Here is a 21,486-nt window from a genome sequence, read left to right as displayed (position 1 = left end):
CTATAGTTTAAGCCATTCCAGCTCTAAGATGAGCCATCTCTACAACGGACGATGGACGACAGACATGAGTTACACACTTCAACACCTCGAAGACAAGCAGGCCTTTCAAGCCAGCTTCGACCTGATGCGCGTCTTGCGGCCGCATGTCGACAACCCTGCCACCTATGTGGCGCAACTGGCTCGGCAGACCGGGCAGGGTTACCGTTTACTGGCCGCTTGGGACGGTGAGCACGTGGTCGGCCTGGCCGGTTACCGCGAGCTGGAAAACCTGCTGTACGGGCGTTTCATCTACGTCGATGATCTGGTGGTCAGTCCCAACCTTCAGCGCAGCGGTGTGGGAGCGAAGCTATTGGCCGCTGTGCGCGAGGAAGCCGTGCGGCGCAGTTGCGATCACTTCGTACTGGACACCGGGCTGCATATGCCGTTGGCGCAACGCTTCTATTTTCGCCAGGGGCTGCTGGCCCGCGGCATGCACTTCACGCAAAATCTTCGGGCCGGGAGTCTGGCATGAAGAATGCGCTGCTGATCAATGCCAGCCCGAATGGGCAAGTTTCCCATGCAAACCAGTTGGCGCTAGAGTTGCTGGCATCCCTGCGACACCGCCATCCCGAGCTCGAACTCATCGAACGAGACCTGGGCGCGCATCCGCTGCCACCGCTCGGTATGGATTACGCCCGTGCCCTGACCTCTGCCACGCCGTTCGATGCGCCAGAATTCGGGGTCTCCGAAGCGCTGATCGGCGAGTTGGAACGTAGCGATATCCTGCTCATTGCCACCCCGATGCACAACTTTACGCTGCCCGCTGCGCTCAAGTTGTGGATCGACTACGTGCTGCGCATTCACCGGACATTCAGTTCAAGCCCCGACGGCAAGTCTGGTCTGCTGAAGGACCGCCCCGTGCATGTGCTGGTCGGTTCCGGCGGTTTTCACCAGGGCGAGCGGGCAAGGCAACCGGATTTTCTCACTGCCTACCTGAGCCACGCGCTTAACACCCTCGGACTGTTCAACTTGCACTTCACCTATCTTCAAGGTTTGGTGTTCGGTGAAGAGGCCGTCAGTGCAGCGCTCGAACAGGCCCGCGCTCGACTGTCACTGGAAGCGCTGTTCAACAACCCCGCTTACGCTTGATCATTTTTTACATAGGAGTTTCACCATGAGCCAACTCAGACTACCGTTCCCTTCCCTCTCGCCTGCAGCTTACCACGGCCTGCTCGCCACCAACACGGCGCTGGCCGCGAGTCCGCTAGGCTTGCCGCTGCTTGAGCTGGTGTATCTGCGTATCTCGCAGATCAACGGCTGTTCTTTCTGCCTCGGCAAGCATTCGCAGACCCTGCGCGAATCCAAGGTGCCGCAAGAAAAGCTGGATTGCCTCGCAGGCTGGCGCATCAGCGAGTTGTTTAACGAGCGCGAGCGCGCCGCCCTGGCGTGGGCTGAAACGCTCACCTATGTGAGCGAGAAAGGTGCGCCAGACGAGTTATACGAACCGTTGAAAGCGCACTTCTCCGATACCGAGATTTCCGATCTGACATTGGCAGCGGCGTTGATGAATGCCTTTAACCGGCTGGCGATCGGGATGAAGCTTTAAACCATCGTGACGCAGCTTGCATGACTTCTGCCTGGTCAGGCACTGCGTCGCTGGCCCAAGCGATGAAGCCATCGGGACGCAGCAGCACGGCGCTCAGGCCAAGCTTTTCCTTGGCATCACTTGCGAGATACACCACCCGACCAACCCAGTGCTCTGCCAGCGCTTGAAGTGGTCTGACAGGATCAAAGTCCAACAAAAGGCCTTTGCCGTTTCTGAGGTGATCGCCAAGTTTTGTGCCGTCGACCAGCTCGAAATCGGGAGCGCTGCGACCGACCAACGGGTGACTGCCGCCCAGGTCGTAGCGCAGGGACACGCCCCAGACGCGCTCGGCGAAATATGTTGCGCCGTCGCGTGTCTCGATGAGATCACGCATGATGGCTTCGAGCGCGCGTGAACTCCGGCTCGGCCGCATGATTGCGACCTGGGCGCGAGACCAGTCAAGTATCTGCGATCCGAGCGGATGCCGTTCGACGTAATAGCTATCGAGCAAACCATCAGGCGCATCGCCACGGATAGTCGCCGCAAGCTTCCAGCCAAGATTCATCGCATCACCAAACCCGAGATTCAAGCCTTGTCCACCCAGAGGGGAATGAACGTGTGCGGCATCGCCGGCAAGCAGCACTCGTCCGTTACGATATGCCGTCGCCTGAAAAGCGCGATCGGTCCAGGTGGCCGCAAGCTTGAGAGCCGTCACGGTCACATCGGTACCGGAAATATGCCGCAACACCGATTGCACATGCTCCAGCGTAATCGGTTGGGTACGATGGAATGCGCCGCCATCAAAATCGACCATCGCGACAGTGCCGGGCGGTTGATAGGTATACATGCCGGTAGGCGTGTAATGGCGACCAGGAACGAGCTTATCCGGATCAGCCATCTCGACCTCAACGGAATAGCCGGTGAACTCGGGCTCAGTGCCGACGAATTCAAAGCCGCCAGCCTTGCGCACGATGCTGCGGCCGCCATCACATCCGACCAGCCAGCGCCCACGAAACGTTTCGTTACCGGCGCGGATGGTGACGCCGTCATCCGACTGCTCGAAGCCTTCGACACCGCAGCCGCGCCGGATCTCGACTCCCATCGCGCTTGCGCGCACGGCCAGGACCGATTCAATGTCCTCCATGGCGATTGCCATGCCGGCGCTTGCCGGATTTTGCAGGCGATATGGCCACTTCGCGGTGTCGATATTGTCTTCGTAGAACTGGATGCCGGCAAAATGGCCGCCCGAGCGGCGCGGCAGTTGCATCCAATGCGGAGTCGAAGCGCTGCTACGGCCCAATGCATTTTTTGCGTGTTGCGATGCTGCGAGATCGTCCAGCAACCCGCGCCGGTAGAAAGCTTCGATGGTGGGAACAGAAAGGCCGCGCATCCCGAACGGGAGCTGCTTCAAGGGAGAATGGGGGTCTTCGGCTTGCTCCAGCACCAGCACCGAAAGATCAGCGAGGCGCAGCTCGCAGGCGAGAAACAAACCAACCGGGCCGGCGCCGGCAATAACTACATCATGCATAAACTACTCCTTTGTAGGTCGTTCGACCGGAGCAGTTCATCGTTGTTGAGAACCACACGGACGAACGAAGGACGCTTGGACAGCATCCGATGTTCGTCGCGGGACTCATGCACGAGGCAAGGACAGAGCTTCTGTTTCTGGAAGGACTTGGGCTTACCAAACCAAGTCGGCCTTTTCCGACATGCGTAATATAGCGCCAGTACGATCAGCTTGCAACAGCAGATATGATCGCCTCCTGAAGCCTACAATTGGTCGAGTTGATCCGGATCAGCCCACATATACCGATGCCGAACATCAGTTTGGATCCAGCATGCCGAGCCAAGCAACTAGCAGGAGCGCGGTAAACGACAAGACTATTTCTATCAGCGTTACCCAATAAAAATATCGCATCGCAGAAGTCGAACGGCGCATTCTCGGCACAAGGACATAACGATTGAAAATGGCCAGAAGCGCCATTCCAACCACTATCAGAATTTTGCTCGCCAATAAACGTTGATAGGGGTAAGCCCAATCAAGCGGCAGCCCATCAAGGATAAGCAAGGTGCTGACAATACCAGTCAACATCACCGTCACCACAACGACATGTCCACCGGTTGAAAAACGCATTAGTGCTTTTTTTGCATCAGAAGCCGTGCCAGGAATCGTTAGGCAAGGAAGCAGCATCAACACAATCGGCAGCGCGCCTAGCCAGGCACCCGCCGTCAGAAGATGAATGATGTCATTGGCTTGGTGCAGGCGATTATAGATACCCTCTCCCATCGCGGCATGGCCGGTAATGGCAAGGCTTGCAAGCAGTAATGCGCCAGTGAGCGCTGTCCCCTGGATAACGAGCGATTCGGATGCCCTAATCAGGCACATAAGCAAGGCGATCCCTGCCATTTGACACAACCATGCTGTCCCTATCGTCGTCTCAGTTGCGACGCTGTACAGCATGTCGAAGCGCACCGCATCCCTCCAGCCATCACCGATGATGGCCGTATGCACGGGCAAGGAAAGAAGCGATGCGAGAGTAAGAGAGAAGACCGCACTACGCCTCAATACAGCCGCACGCGCCCACAATTGCCATCTCAGACCATGCGGAACCAAGGTGCAAAGAAAGATGGCGGATCCCCAGAGGAGCATTGTCGCTCCATCGAATACAAAGCGACAGAGAAAAAGCCAGAACTGCGGTGAACTCAAGGCGAAACGACAAAGCTATAGGAGCCGTTTGTCTTGTGGCCGTCGACCGACAGTGCATGCCAATCAACCGTATAGGAGCCGGGCTGCAACTTGCTCGACACCGGAATCATTAACGTTTTTCCTTCATCCATCAGCATGGCTTCACCAAGCGCAACCTCTTGCTTGCCTGGACCAGTCACCTTGATTCCGCTAAATTTCAGGCTAAGACCTTCGGAGAAGGTAAGCTCAATATCCGAGATAGAGGAAACTACGGCCTTGTCAGCAGGTTGTGCAGCTTTCAGATGAGCATGTGCCCAGGCTTGGCCTGACATGAAAAAACAGGTCATCAGGACCAGAAACACCCAGTGTATGCGACGTGTCATGACGTACTCTCCCTCAAGAAAAAAACAGAATACCCCACTCCGGGGAAAAGCTGGGGCAAATCCTTGGATGCAATCCTCTTAATAAAGCGAACGGCGGCCGAAAAGACGTAGTTTCTTAGGGATCTTATTGAGGTGAACCGATTCCGCGAACGCGGGAGACGGAAAGCAAAAATGGAAGCCATACTGCGCTTCCATTCATGATTTGCTGCTAACGATTTTCATAAAATAAATTCGGGTCTAACCCCAATTTATCCCAGCATTCCCACAAACTTGAGAATACTGGTAGGCACGATTGGACTCGAACCAATTTACGGCATCTATTTCATGCGCTTTTGCGGAGGTGTCATAGGACAGGATACCCCCGCATTCCCCCTCATATACCCTTGAAAAACCCACAGAAAAACCCACGATTTCATAGGGGCCTCGAGGGAAATTCTCGAATAATATAGGCCGATCAGATGCAAACTCGATCACATCTTTGCAAAAACAGAGAAGGCAGGCTAATCTTTATTCCATCAATCCGGAGCGTCCAGGATTGTGATTCCTGTTGTCGCGGGTTCGAGTCCCGTCAGCCACCCCAAAAAATTCAATGAAATCAAACAGTTAGACGATTGCTTGAATTTCATATCGTGAAATTAACAACGAGAATCACGATTTAACAACGAAGCCCATCTAAACGGTGGGCTTTTTTGCGTTTGGCCACCATCATTCACAACGAGCACTCTCTAAAATTCATCATTTTACTTGTTGCCGTTTGAATAATATATTCTTGAATTACAATTCCCGAAATACCTTGTGCTCTCCGTGCGTTAAGAAGCTCACAAGCCGCATTTTCAGTACAAGCGACGGTGCAACCTCTCACCGTCGCTTACCGAACTAAATCATTTCTTCTTTTTATTTACAGCATCTTTGAATGCTTTACCTGCCGAAAATTTGACGGTTTTCGCAGCAGCAATCTTGATTTCTTCACCGGTACGAGGATTGCGGCCAACGCGTGCAGCGCGTTTGCCTGAAGAGAACGATCCAAATCCAACCAATTGAACGGTATCGCCCTTAGTAATGGCCTTGATCACATGGCCTACGACAGAATCCAAAACTCGCTGTGCCACAGCCTTGGAGATATCGGAGTCGGTAACAATAGCTTCGATCAATTCAGTTTTATTCATATTCCTAAGTCCTGAAAAATTTAATAAAATAGATTTTACTAAATCGAGTTTATTCCACCTTGGCTAATTGCCTTCCTACTCAAATGGTCAACAGCCTTAAGAAAATCGGGAATTCTGAACTTTCCTTTCATTTTTAAAATATTATATTTAGCATCATCCAATTTTATTCCGACAGTGGTAATAAAAAGAGGTTTCGAGCTATTGCCACGATAAATTTTAGTATTTTCAGGCGTACCAAAGAATCCTGTCTTAGCAACTCCAATTATTGGAATTTTCCCACCAATATCTTCCCATAACTTCATTCCAAGCCCTGGCAACTGATCGACGCCAAGTGTCACATAACCATCAATCACAATACAATCAATTTTTATACTATTTTTCTCAAGCAATTTTTTTATACATGGTAGTTCTCGAAGGAAAAAATTTCCCGGAATATAACTAGCAACGCCATCCACTCTACAAACTGATTCGTATAATATTTTTTCACTATCCCATGATTCGAAAAAAACTCCCCCAGCAATTGCCACATTTTCAAAATAAGCAACATCTACTGCAAGAATCATAAAATCTTTACACCATTTAAAAAAATACTTAAATCGACATTATTAACTTCAAGATAATTTTGATAAAAAGCATTCTTAAAAACATCGATATCTTCTTTTTTTATTTTCTCATTATCGATATTTATTTTCTGAAGTAATGGAATTTTTTTTAAATTAAAATTCTTTATATCCGTATTAACCAATCTTAAAGCCAATGTATTGGCAAGTACCCCAGCAGAAATTATATGGCATAGAAATTCACTACTAACATCTTCCCCGAAAAAAGAAACCTCCTTCGAACCTTCTAATTTCTCAATATCCGATATTTTTTTAAAAGGAAAAAATTTCGCTTTATTGTATATATATTCTAAATTTTCCAATAAACCACCACGTGAACTTAAGTAATTTAATTTTCCATCTTCTGAAAAATTAATAGCACCAGAAAATTTATCATTTGTGGATATTTTGATTGTTTTTAAAATTCCACCTGGATACCATTCATACACTTCTCCAAATGATTCATTCGGCACATCAAAATACATCATTTCACCATTTTTATCCCAATGGACCTCTGAATATGTCACGCCATTTTTGAGAAAAATTTCTCTATCGCAGATATCTCCCGTAAACTCATATCCGATCCCACTATACGGTTTACCAAAATATTCAGGCAATACGTAATCAGATAATTGTCCGGTTAAATTAACTTGCATATACTCTTGATTATCTGGCGCGCAAATTGAATGATATGAATTTAAAATAACACCTTCTTTCACTACAAAAGCAGAAACCTTTTCCTGCGAGTCCACTGAAAAACCTAAGCCAGAAAAAATCTTATTTTTATAAATATATTTACCTTCTCTTTTTTCCATTGCGCTAAACAATATACGATTCATATTATTTTCGTCCAGTAATCACATTGACTGAAGATGGAATAACTCCACTGCAATTCGTACAGGCTTGAAATGCACCACCTTGCTGCCCAGTAGAGCTACTTTTCCCTATTTTATTTGTTGCTATAACAATGTCATTTGGATTAATAACATTAGGATCTGGCACAGAATTATAAAGACTATTTAAAGACTGCACTTCAGCATGTAATCCAGGGATTCCCGCTTGCACAGGGAACGAATTTTGGCTGGAAATATAATTTTGAATATATTGTTTTGTTAGAGGATTCAACGTCTGACCAGCATCATTATATGCATTTACGATACCATTCATAAATTTTACTGGGTCCGTAATAGTAAAAGTAGAATTATCAGCTGACATTGTAACCCCATCAAATGTTGGCACTTTGGCTATGATATTGGTAAATGCGGTCGTTTGAATGCCGAGTACAGGGTCTCCTGCTACCGAAACTGCGGGGTTTTTGGAACCACTTGCGATTAATGCCTCAGCTTCAGCAGCAGCTTCTGCTGCTACACTTGATGCCGCTCCTACATTATTTGTAGGAACGAGACTAGGTGCTTTGGGCAACTCAATCCCTGCCACGCCGGCCGCGATCCCTTCCAAGGAAACGCCTAATTGGGAGGAATAATAGGCATCGGTATTTGAGCCCCCTAACCCATACGACAAGCCTCCAAGAATACCTGCAAACGGACTACCCAGCATATTGTCCAGAGCCGCCGCGCCGGGACTTAGCGGCGTATCGATTTGCGGAGGCGTAGGCGTCGCAACAGCAGTTCCGTTTATGTATTTAACCGTATTGCCGGTCATAGATGCAAGCGCCGTCTGAAGCAGGCAACTTGCGGAGGAAGGTGCTGCGCATGCGCTCGCCAAAGCAACATCTCGTGCTGCCGATGCATTTTGCGTAGCTTGTACATCAGAACAAGCCCCGGCGTTCGATGGAGAACAATTCTTTTGATCTTCCGTCAGCTGGACCGCCTCTGAATTCCCTCCTGGTACCCAGACAATATGATTGAGCCAATTATTCTGAGTTTCATTTTGAGCCGCTGTCATTGCTCCTTGCGGGGAGTAACCAAGTGCGCTGGCTATGCTGCCACCAGCCAGCGAAGTCAACGCAATTAGCGCAGCAGCTGGAATAGTGCCGGTACTGTCGATCATTGGATTAATCAGCGCACCACTTGCACCACCAATCGCACCACTAGCGCATCCGGTACCTTGTGCTGCCGAAGCAGCACAACCCAGAAGACCGTGCGCAAGTATGTAGCCAGGGCTACCTACTGACATCGGAGAACCATCTAGAGCCGCTTCGTTACCAATCGCATACGCACCTGCCGCTGCTGCCGAGCCAACCAAACTATTCTTGAGCGCATTCCCAAAGCTGCCGCCATCAATAAGGGTCTGCACCCCAGCACTAATCGTACTATCGGCCACAGCTGCCCCAATCCGGGTTCCCAATGTCGCCGCCGTCGAGTCGCCGGCTTGGGTGACGGTACTACCTGTTAAGCCATTCCCGACGCTTTGCGCGCCCGCCAGGTTGGCAAGGCTATTGGGGTCGTTGGCCTCGCTGGCAATCCCCAGACTGCCATTGTCGTAGGTAACCCCGTTAGTCAATCCAGCTGTCAGGCCGCCAACCGCACCAGCCTTGAAGATTTGTCCGATGCTGAGGTTGCCGGTCGTCGCCAGTTGCGTGAATGCACTGCTAGACATCGCTCCGACCGCCCCGGCAATCGCCGCATTTGCAAAGCCGCCGACCGCAAAACTTGAACTTGCCATGATGCCGCCAGCAGCTGATGCTTCCGCGAAAGTCGCGCCATCGGCAACTGCTTCCAGCATGGTGGTCGCAGCAGCTTCTTCCATCGCTCCTATCGCTGCGGCCGCGGCGCCAGCGGTCACAATGCTTAACGCCACTGCAGCGACAGCCATCACGATTTCCGTGGCCGGATCTGATTTCTTGGTCTGCACCCAAGTCTGGGTAATATCGTTTTGCGCTGTGCTCCGCGTAAAGCCAATATTTTTAGAATTTTTCTATCTACTGCAGAATATCTCGTAAATAAGCTCTAGCTTTTATTTTTGACGCATCACCGTTAAAAAATATCATCGCAGTCATGCCTGCATACAAAATATCCCACTCTTTTTCATATGAGCGGATTCGATCTACAACAAGATCAACTCCAAAAGGAGTGCCTTCATTTTGCAAGCATTTAGTATTATTTTCTATGAGCTTCGTGGTGTAGGGAACAACTGTAATGAAGCGATCACCTTTTTTGATATCGGTTGCACACCGAACCTCAATACGCCAATAGTCTTCACGCTCAAGAATCGGATCAAATTCAACAATTAGCTCTATCATTTTCCACCTGCGAGATTTTTTGCTGCGTTAATAAACTGCTGAGTCTGGGCTGGCGTCAATTTGGGAATGCTCTGAAGCGTATTCGTCACGTCACCAATAGGCACATAAGCAGGAACGTTAATTCCCATGTCAGCCAAAATTCCTCGTGCTTGCGCGGCGGTAATTGTGACAGACGCGGTATCGGCAAACTGCGTCGGAGGAACTCCAACTGCAACCTCCGCCTCTATTCCAACAAATGACGAACTTGTGTTTGCAGCTGGCAATATATTTACGCCTGCCAAATCACTGCTGGTTGCAATATGAACGACACCGTTTCCGTATGTAGTCGCACTACCTGTCGCAAAAACAGTTGCAACACCTGGGTCTGTTGATGTCGGCGTTATACCAAGCTCTTGCAAAACCGGATTACCAGGATATCCAGGACTTGTGCCTCTAAACAATGGGCCCGTAGAACCTGTCCCACTTGCAGCAACATCCCCAGCAGTTCCTGCACTATTTGCCCCGACAGTCGCCCCACTACCGCTTGTAGAGGCGCTGCCGCCGGACACACTGGTATTGGATGGCAAAGTGCTATTTGTGGCTACGGCATTACCACTTGCATCTGTATAAGTGCCAGTGCCACTTCCGGTCGTACTTTTCTGCGCATAAGCTCCATTTGTACCGGTATTGGTCGCTGCGCTTATCTCACCGTCAGTGGTCGCGCCAATTTTTACTAAATTCCCGCTATTTGCCCCAACCTCAACTACATCAGCCTCACCGCCTGCCAAGCCGCCTGCTACTATTGTAACGACAGTAGCGGCAGTCGAACCGATCGCCGTTGGATCCCCCTGGCTCACACCAATCGCCGTGTTCTTGAGGTTTGAAACAATAGCCTGTCCTGTAGCTACTGCACCATTCTGTGCCAACGACTGGTTCACACCGCTTTGGGGTCCAAGACTACCCGGGCCGCCTAGCTGATACGCGCCGTCATAGACCATGAGCGCTGTTTCTTTGACGGAGCCGTATAGCGACGACAAAAAAGCTGAAGTCGCTGTCCCCATCCACGATGCAGCATTTTTTGCACCTGTTACCGCAGACTGGATATGCAAAAGCGAAGCCAGGTCATTGTTCAGCGTTTCATTCTCGGCGAACTGCGCTGCCGTTGTCGCGTTTTGCCCGGCAAGTGCTGCAACGCCACCACCAGCCAACATAGACAAAGCCGTCAGTGCAGCCGTCTGTTCGGGGCTAAGCGCCGTGGCATTCGGGTCCATGGCCGCTAATAAAAACGGTGTAACCGCTGCGCTGGTGGCCCCGCCAATCGCGCCACTGGCACATCCAGTCCCTCCAGCTGCCGATGCCGCACATCCTAAAAGGCCGTGTGCAAGTACATAGCCAGGTGTACCCGGTGCAATCAAGGAGCCATCTTCAGCCGCTTCATTCCCGATCGCGTAAGCACCCGCTGCAGCACCTGCCTGCACCAAACTATTTTTCAGGGCATTACCAAAGCTGCCGCCATCAATAAGGGTCTGCACCCCAGCACTAATCGTACTATCGGCCAGGACTGCTCCGACACGCGTTCCCAATGTCGCCGCTGTCGAGTCGCCGGCTTGGGTGACTGTGTTGCCTGTCAAACCATTCCCGACGCTTTGCGCGCCCGCCAGGTTGGCAAGGCTATTGGGGTCGTTGGCCTCGCTGGCAATCCCCACACTGCCATTGTCGTAGGTAACCCCAGTAGTCAACCCAGCTGTCAGGCCGCCAACCGCACCAGCCTTGAAGATTTGTCCGATGCTGAGGTTGCCGGTCGTCGCCAGTTGCGTGAATGCACTGCTAGACATCGCTCCGACCGCCCCGGCAATCGCCGCATTTGCAAAGCCGCCGACCGCAAAACTTGAACTTGCCATGATGCCGCCAGCAGCTGATGCTTCCGCGAAAGTCGCGCCATCGGCAACTGCTTCCAGCATGGTGGTCGCAGCAGCTTCTTCCATCGCTCCTATCGCTGCGGCCGCGGCGCCAGCAGTCACAATGCTTAACGCCACTGCAGCGACAGCCATCACGATTTCCGTGGCCGGATCGGATTTCTTGGTCTGCACCCAAGTCTGGGTAATATCGTTCTGCGCTGTGCTTTGCGTAAAATCACCGCCAAGCTGCTGTTGCAGGTTATCGAGCAACGCCTGGCTGCCAGCCTGATTCACCGTGCCATCCGCATTGAGCTGCTGGAACTGGCCGCTGATGCTGTTGACGCGATCAACATTCAATTGATAGTTTGCCGCCGACAAGAAACCACCCGGCTGAACCTCGGTGCCGGTCAATTTTGTGTAGCCTTGCGCACCGGCGCTAATGGTTTGCACACCAATATTGGCCGATCGCGCTTCGTTGTCGAGCTCACCCGCATTGATGATCAACTGCTGGGCGCTGATATAACCCGTGTTGGTGACAGTCCCGTTCGGATCTTGGGCGGTCCCCGTACCGGTGGCCGTCAACGTCACCTGATTGCCCTGAATGACGCCGCCCGTCAACGCGCTAGGCGTGGCCTGTGGCAGATATACCTGCGGCATCAACGCATTGATGGTCCCGCATTGGAAGGTGCCAGTGGCCTTGCAACTCGGATCCGGCACGGTTTCTTCGACGTACCACAGCATCGGCGCCGTCAAGGCATTGATCTGCTGCTGCGATAAAGCTTGTCCCACCTGAATATTGTTCTGTGTCGCATAGCTGATTGCATTGCTGTACAGCACAGCCTTCTCTTGATCAGTGATGCTCATTTGGGTCTGCGCATCCGGCGTCAAGCCACTAATAAAGCTGGCGTTACCCGTCTGCGCCAACGCCGCTTGCTGCAACTGCTGGTCTTCCGTATAGGGATCGTAGTAGAACGGCACATTGCCATTGGGCTGCAATGCCGCCGGCAAACTGTTCAATAGCACTTGCGGCGTCAAGCCACCCAAGACACTGCTGGCAGGACTGGTGACGACGTATTGCGGTGCATTGCTACTACTCTGCATCGGCAAGCCGCTTTGTCCCGCGGGTGTTCCCGCCGTAAAGTGGAAAGCCCCGTTAGCCACTGTCTCTGTTGACGCAGTCGTATAACCTTGACTACCGATGGCGCCACCGGTCGGCGCCTGCGGGCCGCTTCCATTCCCAACAATCGCAGCACCACTCTGCCCAGCGGCCTGGTTCGCACCATTTTGTGCAGCCGTCGCCGCCGTTGGTGTGCCAATCGGTCCCAACGGCACCACGTTTTGTGGGGAAGTGCCGGCAGGGGTGACGATCTGCGGATTGGTAAAACCATTGGTGATGCTACTACCGGTCAGATTGACCTGATAGGCGCTGAGCGTGCCAGAGTTTTGTAGTGCGGCATACTGCCCATTCTGGCCGTTGACATTCAGACTACCCACCGCCTGAATAATACTGTTCGATTCATTCGGTGTATTGTTGTTGACCGGATCGTTCTCGCGCACATGGTCGCATCCCAAGACACCACAAACGTTTTCGACATGACTGTGATAGCTCGTCACGGCCAGCACGTCAGGTGCATTGTTCAAACTGCTGGTGACCGTGATATTGGCATTCTGGCCGGCGTTAATGAGGCTGCCGTTGTTATTCAAGGTCGCAGCATTGATATTGACGTTGCCGCCGCTGGTAATGACCGATGCCAGCGAGGTTTCCGCTTGTTGCGTCACCCCAAAGAAGTCTTGATTCAAGTCCTGCACGGTCTGACCGGCAAACGTGGTTTGCCGCGATTGCAAGCCCACTGTGCCGCCACTACGAACATTATTCAATTGCCCAGCATTGATGCTGACATCACCGTTGGTCGCCTGGATCGTCCCAGACTGATTGTTGACCGCTCCTGGGCTGGTAATGGTGACATTGCCCACCGCCGCCAGATTCGCATTGTTGTTGGTGACACTGCCTGCGGTAATGGCAAGATTGCGGCCGGCGACGATCGTCGCCGGGTCCTGGGTGATGGCGATCGTCTGGGATAGCGGATTAAAATTGTCGCTGGTCGTCAAGCCATTGCTATTGGCCACCACAAGACTGCCCTGGGTGTTGACGTTGTAGCTGGTCTCGCCCTGATTCGTCAAACTGGCCACATTGAACGTCACATCGCGACCTGCCACGATATTGCCGGCATTGACCAGATTGCCGCCGCTGATACTCACATCCTGATTGGCCACGATCTGACCACGTACTCCAAGCGCGGTGGTCGTACCACCCGTCGTCGGCGCGACACTGGTGCCTGGCGCTGAAGGTGTCAGAAGAGTCGGTTCGAGCGTACCCGAGCAACTGCCATCGCTTGGATTTTCGCACTGATTGAGAATTGGTTGCCCCAGTGCGGTAACACCCAGGGCCGTGATCTGCGCAATTAAATTGTTTAAGGCCGTCTGATCCACCGTCGAGGTGCTCAAAGACGTCACAACAGACGCAGAACGACCGTTATCGAGGCTCTGTACATTGAGCACCACATTGTTGCCACTAATGGTGCTGCCCTGATTGGACAGGCTGTTGGCAGTGATGCTGGTTTGATTGCCGGCAGTGATCAATCCCTGCTGACCGTTGGCCTGGCTTTGGGTTGTTGTTTGCACCGTCGGCAAATTTAATACTACGGTTGTTGGTGTACTCTGCGTAATCGGATTATCGCCCGCGAAATGCCACACCGTACCGGAAGGTAAGCTGCCATTCGTGTCCGACTGCCCATAGAATTCCGTGGCTTTGACCGCCGTGAGTGTGCCCGCTGCATAATCCGGATTCAACTGATCCAAGGTCACATTCTGTGGCGTATAAGTCACCGGCGGGCACGTGCTCTGCCCTGTGCAGCCACCACCGCTCTGTATTTCCTGGATACCTACCACCGCCTGCCCCAGCAAGGCAGGATCGATCACCGTGGTCGTGGTGTTTTGCAGGTAGATCGGCGCAGCGCGATTATTATTGACTGAGGCTGCAGTAATATTGACGTTATTGCCAGCCGTAATGGTGCTGCCGACATTCGTCAATGTCCCTGACAGCGTCGCATTGAAATCGCGGTTCGCTGTCGTGGTGCCTCCTGTATTGTCATAGCTGGCGCCCGACACATTGACATCCCGCACCGCCTCAATCGTGCCGGCATTGGCCACCGTGCCAGCCAGATTGACATCCTGATCCGCGTGAATCACTCCACCGGCCTGGTTCGTCACCACCCCGTTCAAGGAGACATCGCCACCGGCGATGACATTTCCGCTATTCGTAAATGACGCACCACTAATGGAGATGTTGCCCGATTTTTGGATCGTGCCGGTATTCGTAAAGCCGTTGCTGGCCTGGAGATTCAGACCCGATCCAGGCAAATTCCAATTGCCGTTCACATTGATCGCATTCGCAATCAAGGTCAGCGTACCGTTCAGATCGACATTACCAAAGCTCGCCGCACTCGGATCAATGGTTTGATTCGGCAGGTTCAAGGTGACATTATTGGCCGCTAGGATCTGCCCATTCGTATTGTCGAAACTGCCAGCTGGGCCGTTGACGGTCAGACTGACGTTGCCCGAACCAGCTGGCGCCGTCGACGGCGTGCTGGTGTCGCCTGCAAACAATAAGCCGCCTTGATTGGCCGCAAAGGTATTGGTGACGACATTCAGATTGTCTCTAGCCAGCAGGGCGCCGTTGGTATTGACGACACTGTTGCTGGCATTGACATTTGTATTGACGCCATACACCGAGCCTGCGTTCGTCAGATTCGCAGCATTGATGGTGGTCGTACCCAACGATTGCAGGGCTGCGCCGGCGCTGTTGGTGGCCTGCTGGGTGGTGATATTGAGGTCGCCTGCTGCTAACCAGTTGCCGTTGTTTGTCACACTATTAGCGCCGTTCAAGGTTGCATTACCCTTGACGACACCGACGTTATTCGTCGTCACACTATTGGTCGCTGTTGCTGTCAGATTGCCGCCGATGGCGTTCACCGGGTTCGGATTGGCAGCAGTGATGCTGGTGGCGCTGGCGGTTCCACCTACAGTGATATCCGCACCAGTCAGATTCGCATCCTTGCCGACCGTTAGCAAACCGCCTGTCAGATTCAGACTGTTTTGTGCGGTGGCCTGTAACGTGCCGGCCACATTCAAGTCGCCGCCTGTGGCAATACTCGAACCGGTTAAGGTCGCATTACCTAGGCTGGTGGTGACGCCATTTAATGCCAGCGCTTGACCCGCTGTCGCAGTCAGATTGTTGCTGGCGCCGACAGTGCCTTCCGTCGTCAGATTGCGCCCGGCATTGAGGGTGATATTTTGCAGGCCGTTGACAGCGCCGGCAGCAACCAGGTCCGTTCCTGCATTGGCCAAGATATTGCCGCCCGTGGTCGTCGCGCCATTCAGATTCAGATTCCCCTGCGTGGCCGCCAATGTCGCATTGCCAATCACTGTCGTGGCGCCCAATGCCAGATTGTTCTTGGCGATGGCGTTCAAATTGCCGCCAACACCCACGGTGCCGGCCAAACCGATATTGCTACCCGCAGTCAGAGATGCGTTATTCGTGAACTGGGTATTGCCCGCACCGGCAATATTGCCGCCTGCCGTCACCGTGCCCGCGCCATGACCGGTGAGGTCTCCCGCTATATTGACGTCACCCGACGTCGCCGTAATCGTTGTGTTGCCACCGGCCTGAGTCGTTCCGCCCAGAGTCACATTCTGCGCGGCGCTCACTTGCAAAGTCCCTTGTGCACCGACCGTGCCATCGACGGTGACGCTACCCTGCTGGCTTTGCAATTGCGCATTCTGCGCGGCATACACCAGGCCGCCCAGATTGGCATCCGTGTTGGCAACAATACCGACATTACCCGTTGTGCTAATCACGTTACCGGTCGTGGTGACGCCGCCCTGCTTTGCCTGCAGGCTCAAGTCACCCACCGATCCAGCCGTGCCGTTGACGGTCAGATTGCGCGTTGCCGCCAGCGTCAGTGCCCCGGTGCTGGTCATACTGCCATCGATGGTAATGTCCCGCGCCGCATTGATTGCCGTCACGCTCGGGGCAGTGACACTACCGCCTAAGGTAATGTCGCCAGTGCCGTCATGGCCCTGCGCGGTCAGGTTCAAAGAAGTGGTTGCCTGGATGGCGCCGCCCAGACTCAGCGAATTGCCAGCAGTCGCGGTGATCGCGTTGGCCACTGCGCCGCCCGTGCCGGAAATACCGCCACCGGCTTGCAGATTAACGCTTTGTTGGGACTGCATATTGCCGTTGACTTGCAAATTGCCGTTCGCGGCAATAGAGAGCCCCTGCTCTCCGACGCTGTCGCCATTGGCTGTGACGTTGCCGGTGGAAGTAATACCGACCGTCGTCTGGCCATAAGTCGCGCCGACACGCACGTCCCCATTGGCATCGATGGAGGTTGCCCCAACGCTCGATGTCAGGGTCCCGTCGTTGCGCACCCCGAGTCCCTGGCTAGTGCCGATAATTTTAATTTGACCTGCCGAAATGGCACCGAAAGCCGTCGCGTCAATCTGGTAACTGTTTTGTGCGGACGTGTTGCTGGCCGCCGTGTTGGGGCCGTTGCTGCTGACCTGATAGTCACTACCGGCTCTGCCCTGCCCTGGTTGCGCTTGCGCTACCACTTGCTGACCGCTGATCAGATTGACTTGCTGACCTGCGTACAGCGGTGCGTTGACACCAATGCTGCCGCCGATCAAATCAATCACCCCGACGGTTCCTTCGATGCCGGCGCCCGGTGTGCCATTGGCGCCAGGCAGACCTTCGATCTGGATATGGCCGCCTTGCACGTTGTAGGCCAATGCGCTAGCATTGTCGAACGAGGTGACGGTACCGCCAGGGCCGGTGAGAAACTGCGGGGTGCCGGTGGTCAGCGTAAAATGAGGCGCGTTCGTCACACCGCATCCGGTACAGTTCACACCATTTGGATTAATGACGATCACCGAGGCAGGTGCACCAAACACCTCAATCGTGCCAAAAATATTACTCGGGCTCCCTTGGCTCGTGACCTGGTTAATAATCTGGGTTGCGGTGCGGCCGTTCAGTAGAGGATTAGCCGAGACATTACCGCCCGTTAAACTTCCGCCCGACGTCAGGCTGTTATTTAAAATCAAGCCAACGGCATCGACGTTGAACGAACTGTACTGATTCAACGACTGACCCGCACCGTTAGGTTGCGTGATGTTAACTACCGGCACAGCGCCATTGGGGCCCGTAGTGCTGGTGATCTGCGGCTGGAAACGAATCGGTGCGTTGGGATCGGTAATCGGCCCTGCCACAGCGCTACGTAGGCCCAATTGCACCGACGGCAAAGCAGCCTTTACGTTGGCCAATAGCACGCGGGTAATCCCAGGAATACGTTCTTCCAGTTGCGCTTGCAACGGTACCCAATTGCCGCTTTGCTGGGCTTGCAGCACGCCTTGTTTTAACTGGCCGGCAAAGAATTGCCAATCGACTGCCGAATTTCTGGCCCGCTGCGTCTCTTCGCTGACGGCCAATTGTGCCGCTGATTGCGTGGCGTTATGCCAGCTCACCTGCAGCGGCGCCAGCCATAAGGTCGTCGCTAATGTCGCCGCAACTGCACGCTGCCATAACCGTATTTGTGGTGCGCCGTTCTGCGATAAGCCAAGGAAGTTCTCCCCCGTCGTTTCCGTTCGATCGACTGGCAACTCAAGGCGCAATGCATTGGACATGCGCGACTGATCCAGACGAGACAACAATTGACGAAGCGAGCGATTCATACTAGTTCCTGACTTATTTTTATTGGGGCAATCTTATTGAGCCCGTGCTTGTGCGGCAAAGACAACTGCCCATCAACACCATCTGTGCAGCTCCGGTATCTCCATCATGAGAAACCGTTAGTGTTGAATTTTCTGCTTGTGAACCAAGTCTTTCAGCGACGCGCAGCACCACTGATACATTTCAAGCGCCAACAAGCGCAGCAGCGGGATGCACGACAAGGCCAGCAGGGTGAAATAGATTTTCAAAATGAGCTCTCTTGCAGCCGGTATTGCGCAATATCATTTTTGGCGAAAAGTCATTCTACAAAGCACCACCTGGCAACACGAGCGCGATGCGACCATTAATCACCAATTTTTCAATCGTTTGCAATTCGTTGCGCGGCGACCACTACAATTGATTGTCACTACTTGTTAAGAAATGGCACAGCGCGAATTACTTCGCCTTTACTTGGTGCGACGCAACTGGCGGCAAAATGAAATACAAAAACCCGTAAGTCAACAGCGTCGACAGCACGATCGCCACGGCAACGATGCGAATGGTTCCACGCGAACGCCGCTCTGAGTCGCCGGCCAGCTCCTCCTTAGCGGCCCGCCGATAGGCGTCATCAGAAAAACCATTCACTCCACGTAGGCCAGTTGGATCGTCTTTCTTCATCACAGTCATGCAACCAACTCCCCCATCACTGTTCGATCTTGGCCTGCTTGACCAAATTACCGACGACAGCAAGCGTCGCTTTTTCCAGGGCGGCCGATTCCTGCTGCTGGCGTAACACAGCCTTCACAGCCTCATACTTCGGCACTTGCGTTGGGCGAACCTGGTCCAACTTGAGAATGAAGTAGGCGTTGTTCCAGTTCACCGGCGTCGACGTCACGCCGCCTGCCGGCAAAGCGACAAGCGCCTGCGCGATTGGTAACGGCAGATTTTGGGTATGCCCCTCTTGTGCCGGTGTCTTGAAACTGATCCAGTCCAGCTCACCACCTCGCGCCTTGTTCTGCGCCAGGCTAACTTGCTGTGCCAACTGCGCGAAATCGGCCCCTGCCTTCAGCTTGGCCAGTACATCGGCCGCAGAAGCTGCGTCGCCCACTTGAATCAGACGCGATTTGTATTCCTTGTCGCCCAGGCTGGCCACGATCGTGTCGAACTGCGCCTTGACCTGCTCCTCGGTGACCGGCGCAGGCTTGATGACATCGCGAAGATACAGTTGGGTGATGGCCGCGTCCTTGGCTTCTTGCATCGCTTGCTTCACTTCGGGACGGTTGTCGTAGGCGTGCGTCTTCTCTGCGTCCTGGCGAAACAGCTCGCGCGATATGAGTTGATTTTTTAATGCGACGCGTAGGTTCGGACTGTCCGGCAAACCGGATTGCTGGATGGCGCGCTGCAGCTGCGCCTCGGTGATGGCGACATTGTTGACTTTGGCGATCACGCCAGGTCCAAAATTACTTGCTGGTGCTGGGGCACTCACCGGCGCAGCGGGCGTTTGCGCATACGCCCCTGGTGCAATGACGGCGGCCGCTAGACTGCACGCTACTAGCAAGGGTTGAATTTGACGATAAGTAGATGCATAAGACATGATTGTTCCTCTGTGCGGTGAATTACAAAAATCAATATGACCAGTTCAAACTCGCCAGCAATAACGTGCTTTTGGGGGGCGAACTATCCGGCTGCATCAAGGCGCGCGCCAACAGCACTTCGCCCGTAAAACGTTGTTTGCCGATCATGGCTTGTAGCCGCGCCCCAAAGCCGGTGCCGACCAACTGCTGCCAAGCCCCTTGCGCGATCAGTTCGGTACGCCCCATATCCAGAAAGACATAGGGTTCAACATGAACACCGGCGAACTCAGGTGCATTGACCCAGGCCACGTCATTACGCAACGTTAAGCCGCGGTCGCCACTGCTGCCACTGTTATCCTGAAAGCCGCGTACCGACGACATACCACCTGCAAAAATCTGTTCTGAACCGAACAGCGCCTGCTTGCTCCACTGCGCATTCAATTGCGCCCGCCAGTTCCATGCGGTGGCACCGATTTTTCCTATGGGTAGCGACAGGGTGGCCGTGGTGTCGAGTTTGGTGAACTGGCTATGTGCATCGCCACTGCCAATCCCCGGCGCATCCGAGCTGGCATCCAAGGCGTGCAAGCCCTGCGACAGACCGACATCCAGCGTCCAACTGGCCTGCTGTTCATTAAAGGCAAAGCGGTGCAAGGTGTTAGCAGCAACGCGTAAGACCGTCAGGCGCTGCGGATCGAGATCCAGGTCATTGACATTGCGCTCGACCTTGCGTCGCGACAAGGTGACATCCAGAGCATTTTTAACCGCCTGGCTACGAGAGAGCACATAGTTCCAGCCGAAGGTGTGGCTGGTGGTGTTGCCATACAGGAGCGCCGTATTGCCCACCAGGTTCTGATATTCGGAAATCGCCCCGGTATAGCTGAAGGTGCTGTAACCGATCGGCAGCGTGAAAGAGCCGACCAAGGCATTCGTATCCAGGCTGCCGCTATAGCTGATCGAGAACAGTTCCTGCAAGCCGAGCAGATTGTCCGCTTCGGCGCTCAGGTTGGTGCGCACTAAGCCCGTTTGATTGCTGCCATAGTTATCGACGCCGACGTTGTACCAGAAGCGATCGCCCGGCGGATTGTTCAGTGCGACGATCGAACTCCCCGGTGTAGTCCCCGGCTGGATCTGCATTTCCGCCTTGTTGCGACGCAGGCGATTGATTTGGTCGACGCCCTGCTCCAGATCCGTCAGATTAAGCGTCTGACTGTTGACGATCGTCCAGAATTGACCCACTTGAGGCATTAAATATCGTTGAAATTTGACCCACGTGCTTGAATGACCTGCTCAAACATTGAGCAGGGAGGCCAGGAGTGATCACAGTGGGAATGTTAGCCAAGATCAGGCGGATGTATATCCGCGAGAAGCTCTCGATACGAGAGATCGCCAGACGATGCAATTTGTCCCGCAATACAGTACGGCAATGGCTTCGGGACTCGGAGAAGATTGAACCGAAATATCCGGAGCGGATAAGCCGAAGCATTGTCGATTCGTACACCGAGCAGTTGCGGCAATGGGTACAAGTCGACAGCCATCGGGCCAAACGAGACCGGCGCACGGCAAAGGTCATGTTTGAAGCTATCCAGAAGCAAGGTTATGCGGGTGGTTATTTGCGGGTGGCGATCCGCGTACGTCAGTTGAAGCAAGAAATCAATAACGCCCCTAACCG

Annotated in this window: 17 protein-coding genes; 4 read left to right on the top strand and 13 right to left on the bottom strand. The window is 53.4% G+C overall.

Translation table 11 applies throughout. From position 1 onward, the window contains the following. The first annotated feature begins 64 nt into the window (after positions 1 to 64). From ACIPF8_RS00085 to ACIPF8_RS00075, 3 genes are read left to right on the top strand one after another with little or no spacing between them, the layout of a single operon-like run. Positions 65 to 511: a GNAT family N-acetyltransferase gene (locus tag ACIPF8_RS00085; RefSeq protein WP_400416293.1), complete on the top strand. Its 447-nt coding sequence runs from the start codon at positions 65 to 67 to the stop codon at positions 509 to 511. Continuing rightward, on the top strand, positions 508 to 1,128 hold the full coding sequence (locus tag ACIPF8_RS00080; RefSeq protein ID WP_400416291.1) for an FMN-dependent NADH-azoreductase: 621 nt from the start codon (positions 508 to 510) through the stop codon (positions 1,126 to 1,128). The genes ACIPF8_RS00085 and ACIPF8_RS00080 overlap by 4 nt, the downstream gene beginning before the upstream one ends. Positions 1,129 to 1,153: 25 nt before the next feature. Beyond that, entirely contained in the window at positions 1,154 to 1,585 is a 432-nt protein-coding gene (locus ACIPF8_RS00075; RefSeq protein WP_400416289.1) for a carboxymuconolactone decarboxylase family protein, read from the top strand. Here ACIPF8_RS00075 and ACIPF8_RS00070 read toward each other — a convergent pair. The 13 genes from ACIPF8_RS00070 to ACIPF8_RS00010 all read right to left on the bottom strand — a co-directional run bounded on the left by ACIPF8_RS00070 (position 1,554) and on the right by ACIPF8_RS00010 (position 21,062). Then, entirely contained in the window at positions 1,554 to 3,092 is a 1,539-nt protein-coding gene (locus tag ACIPF8_RS00070) for an FAD-dependent monooxygenase (RefSeq protein ID WP_400416287.1), read from the bottom strand. The two genes, ACIPF8_RS00075 and ACIPF8_RS00070, sit on opposite strands and share 32 nt — an antisense overlap. A 294-nt stretch (positions 3,093 to 3,386) precedes the next feature. Next, entirely contained in the window at positions 3,387 to 4,271 is an 885-nt protein-coding gene (gene copD / locus ACIPF8_RS00065) for a copper homeostasis membrane protein CopD (RefSeq protein ID WP_400416284.1), read from the bottom strand. Next, entirely contained in the window at positions 4,268 to 4,633 is a 366-nt protein-coding gene (gene copC / locus ACIPF8_RS00060; protein ID WP_400416282.1) for a copper homeostasis periplasmic binding protein CopC, read from the bottom strand. The genes copD and copC overlap by 4 nt, the downstream gene beginning before the upstream one ends. A gap of 881 nt (positions 4,634 to 5,514) precedes the next feature. Next, positions 5,515 to 5,799 (bottom strand): HU family DNA-binding protein, encoded by a 285-nt coding sequence (locus ACIPF8_RS00055; protein ID WP_400416280.1) that lies wholly within the window; start codon positions 5,797 to 5,799, stop codon positions 5,515 to 5,517. A 38-nt stretch (positions 5,800 to 5,837) separates the two neighbouring features. Continuing rightward, positions 5,838 to 6,362: an endonuclease V gene (locus tag ACIPF8_RS00050; protein WP_400416278.1), complete on the bottom strand. Its 525-nt coding sequence runs from the start codon at positions 6,360 to 6,362 to the stop codon at positions 5,838 to 5,840. Beyond that, entirely contained in the window at positions 6,359 to 7,237 is an 879-nt protein-coding gene (locus ACIPF8_RS00045; RefSeq protein WP_400416275.1) for a hypothetical protein, read from the bottom strand. The genes ACIPF8_RS00050 and ACIPF8_RS00045 overlap by 4 nt, the downstream gene beginning before the upstream one ends. Before the next feature lies 1 nt (position 7,238). Beyond that, complete coding sequence (locus ACIPF8_RS00040; RefSeq protein ID WP_400416273.1) at positions 7,239 to 9,212, bottom strand: DUF637 domain-containing protein; 1,974 nt, start codon at positions 9,210 to 9,212, stop codon at positions 7,239 to 7,241. Between the two features lie 67 nt (positions 9,213 to 9,279). Next, positions 9,280 to 9,600, bottom strand: coding sequence for a hypothetical protein (locus ACIPF8_RS00035; protein WP_400416270.1), 321 nt, complete (start codon positions 9,598 to 9,600; stop codon positions 9,280 to 9,282). Beyond that, on the bottom strand, positions 9,597 to 18,266 hold the full coding sequence (locus ACIPF8_RS00030; protein WP_400416268.1) for a beta strand repeat-containing protein: 8,670 nt from the start codon (positions 18,264 to 18,266) through the stop codon (positions 9,597 to 9,599). Before ACIPF8_RS00030 ends, ACIPF8_RS00035 begins: the two co-directional genes overlap by 4 nt. A 117-nt stretch (positions 18,267 to 18,383) precedes the next feature. Beyond that, positions 18,384 to 18,512 (bottom strand): hypothetical protein, encoded by a 129-nt coding sequence (locus tag ACIPF8_RS00025; protein ID WP_400416267.1) that lies wholly within the window; start codon positions 18,510 to 18,512, stop codon positions 18,384 to 18,386. A 187-nt stretch (positions 18,513 to 18,699) separates the two neighbouring features. Beyond that, complete coding sequence (locus ACIPF8_RS00020; protein WP_400416265.1) at positions 18,700 to 18,930, bottom strand: hypothetical protein; 231 nt, start codon at positions 18,928 to 18,930, stop codon at positions 18,700 to 18,702. Between the two features lie 16 nt (positions 18,931 to 18,946). After that, positions 18,947 to 19,690 (bottom strand): peptidyl-prolyl cis-trans isomerase, encoded by a 744-nt coding sequence (locus tag ACIPF8_RS00015; protein WP_400416262.1) that lies wholly within the window; start codon positions 19,688 to 19,690, stop codon positions 18,947 to 18,949. 178 nt (positions 19,691 to 19,868) lie between these two features. After that, positions 19,869 to 21,062, bottom strand: a complete 1,194-nt coding sequence (locus ACIPF8_RS00010) for a ShlB/FhaC/HecB family hemolysin secretion/activation protein (RefSeq protein ID WP_400416260.1) — start codon at positions 21,060 to 21,062, stop codon at positions 19,869 to 19,871. Positions 21,063 to 21,145: 83 nt separating this feature from the next. Between ACIPF8_RS00010 and ACIPF8_RS00005 the strand changes: the two genes are divergently transcribed. Next, positions 21,146 to 21,486 (top strand): helix-turn-helix domain-containing protein (locus ACIPF8_RS00005; protein ID WP_400416258.1); only part of this gene is annotated, 341 nt, incomplete at its 3' end.

Source organism: Collimonas sp. NPDC087041 (genome assembly GCF_044745265.1).
GTDB lineage: Bacteria > Pseudomonadota > Gammaproteobacteria > Burkholderiales > Burkholderiaceae_D > Collimonas.
Note: the sequence above shows the minus strand (reverse complement) of the source record. Positions and strands in the feature narration are given on the sequence as shown.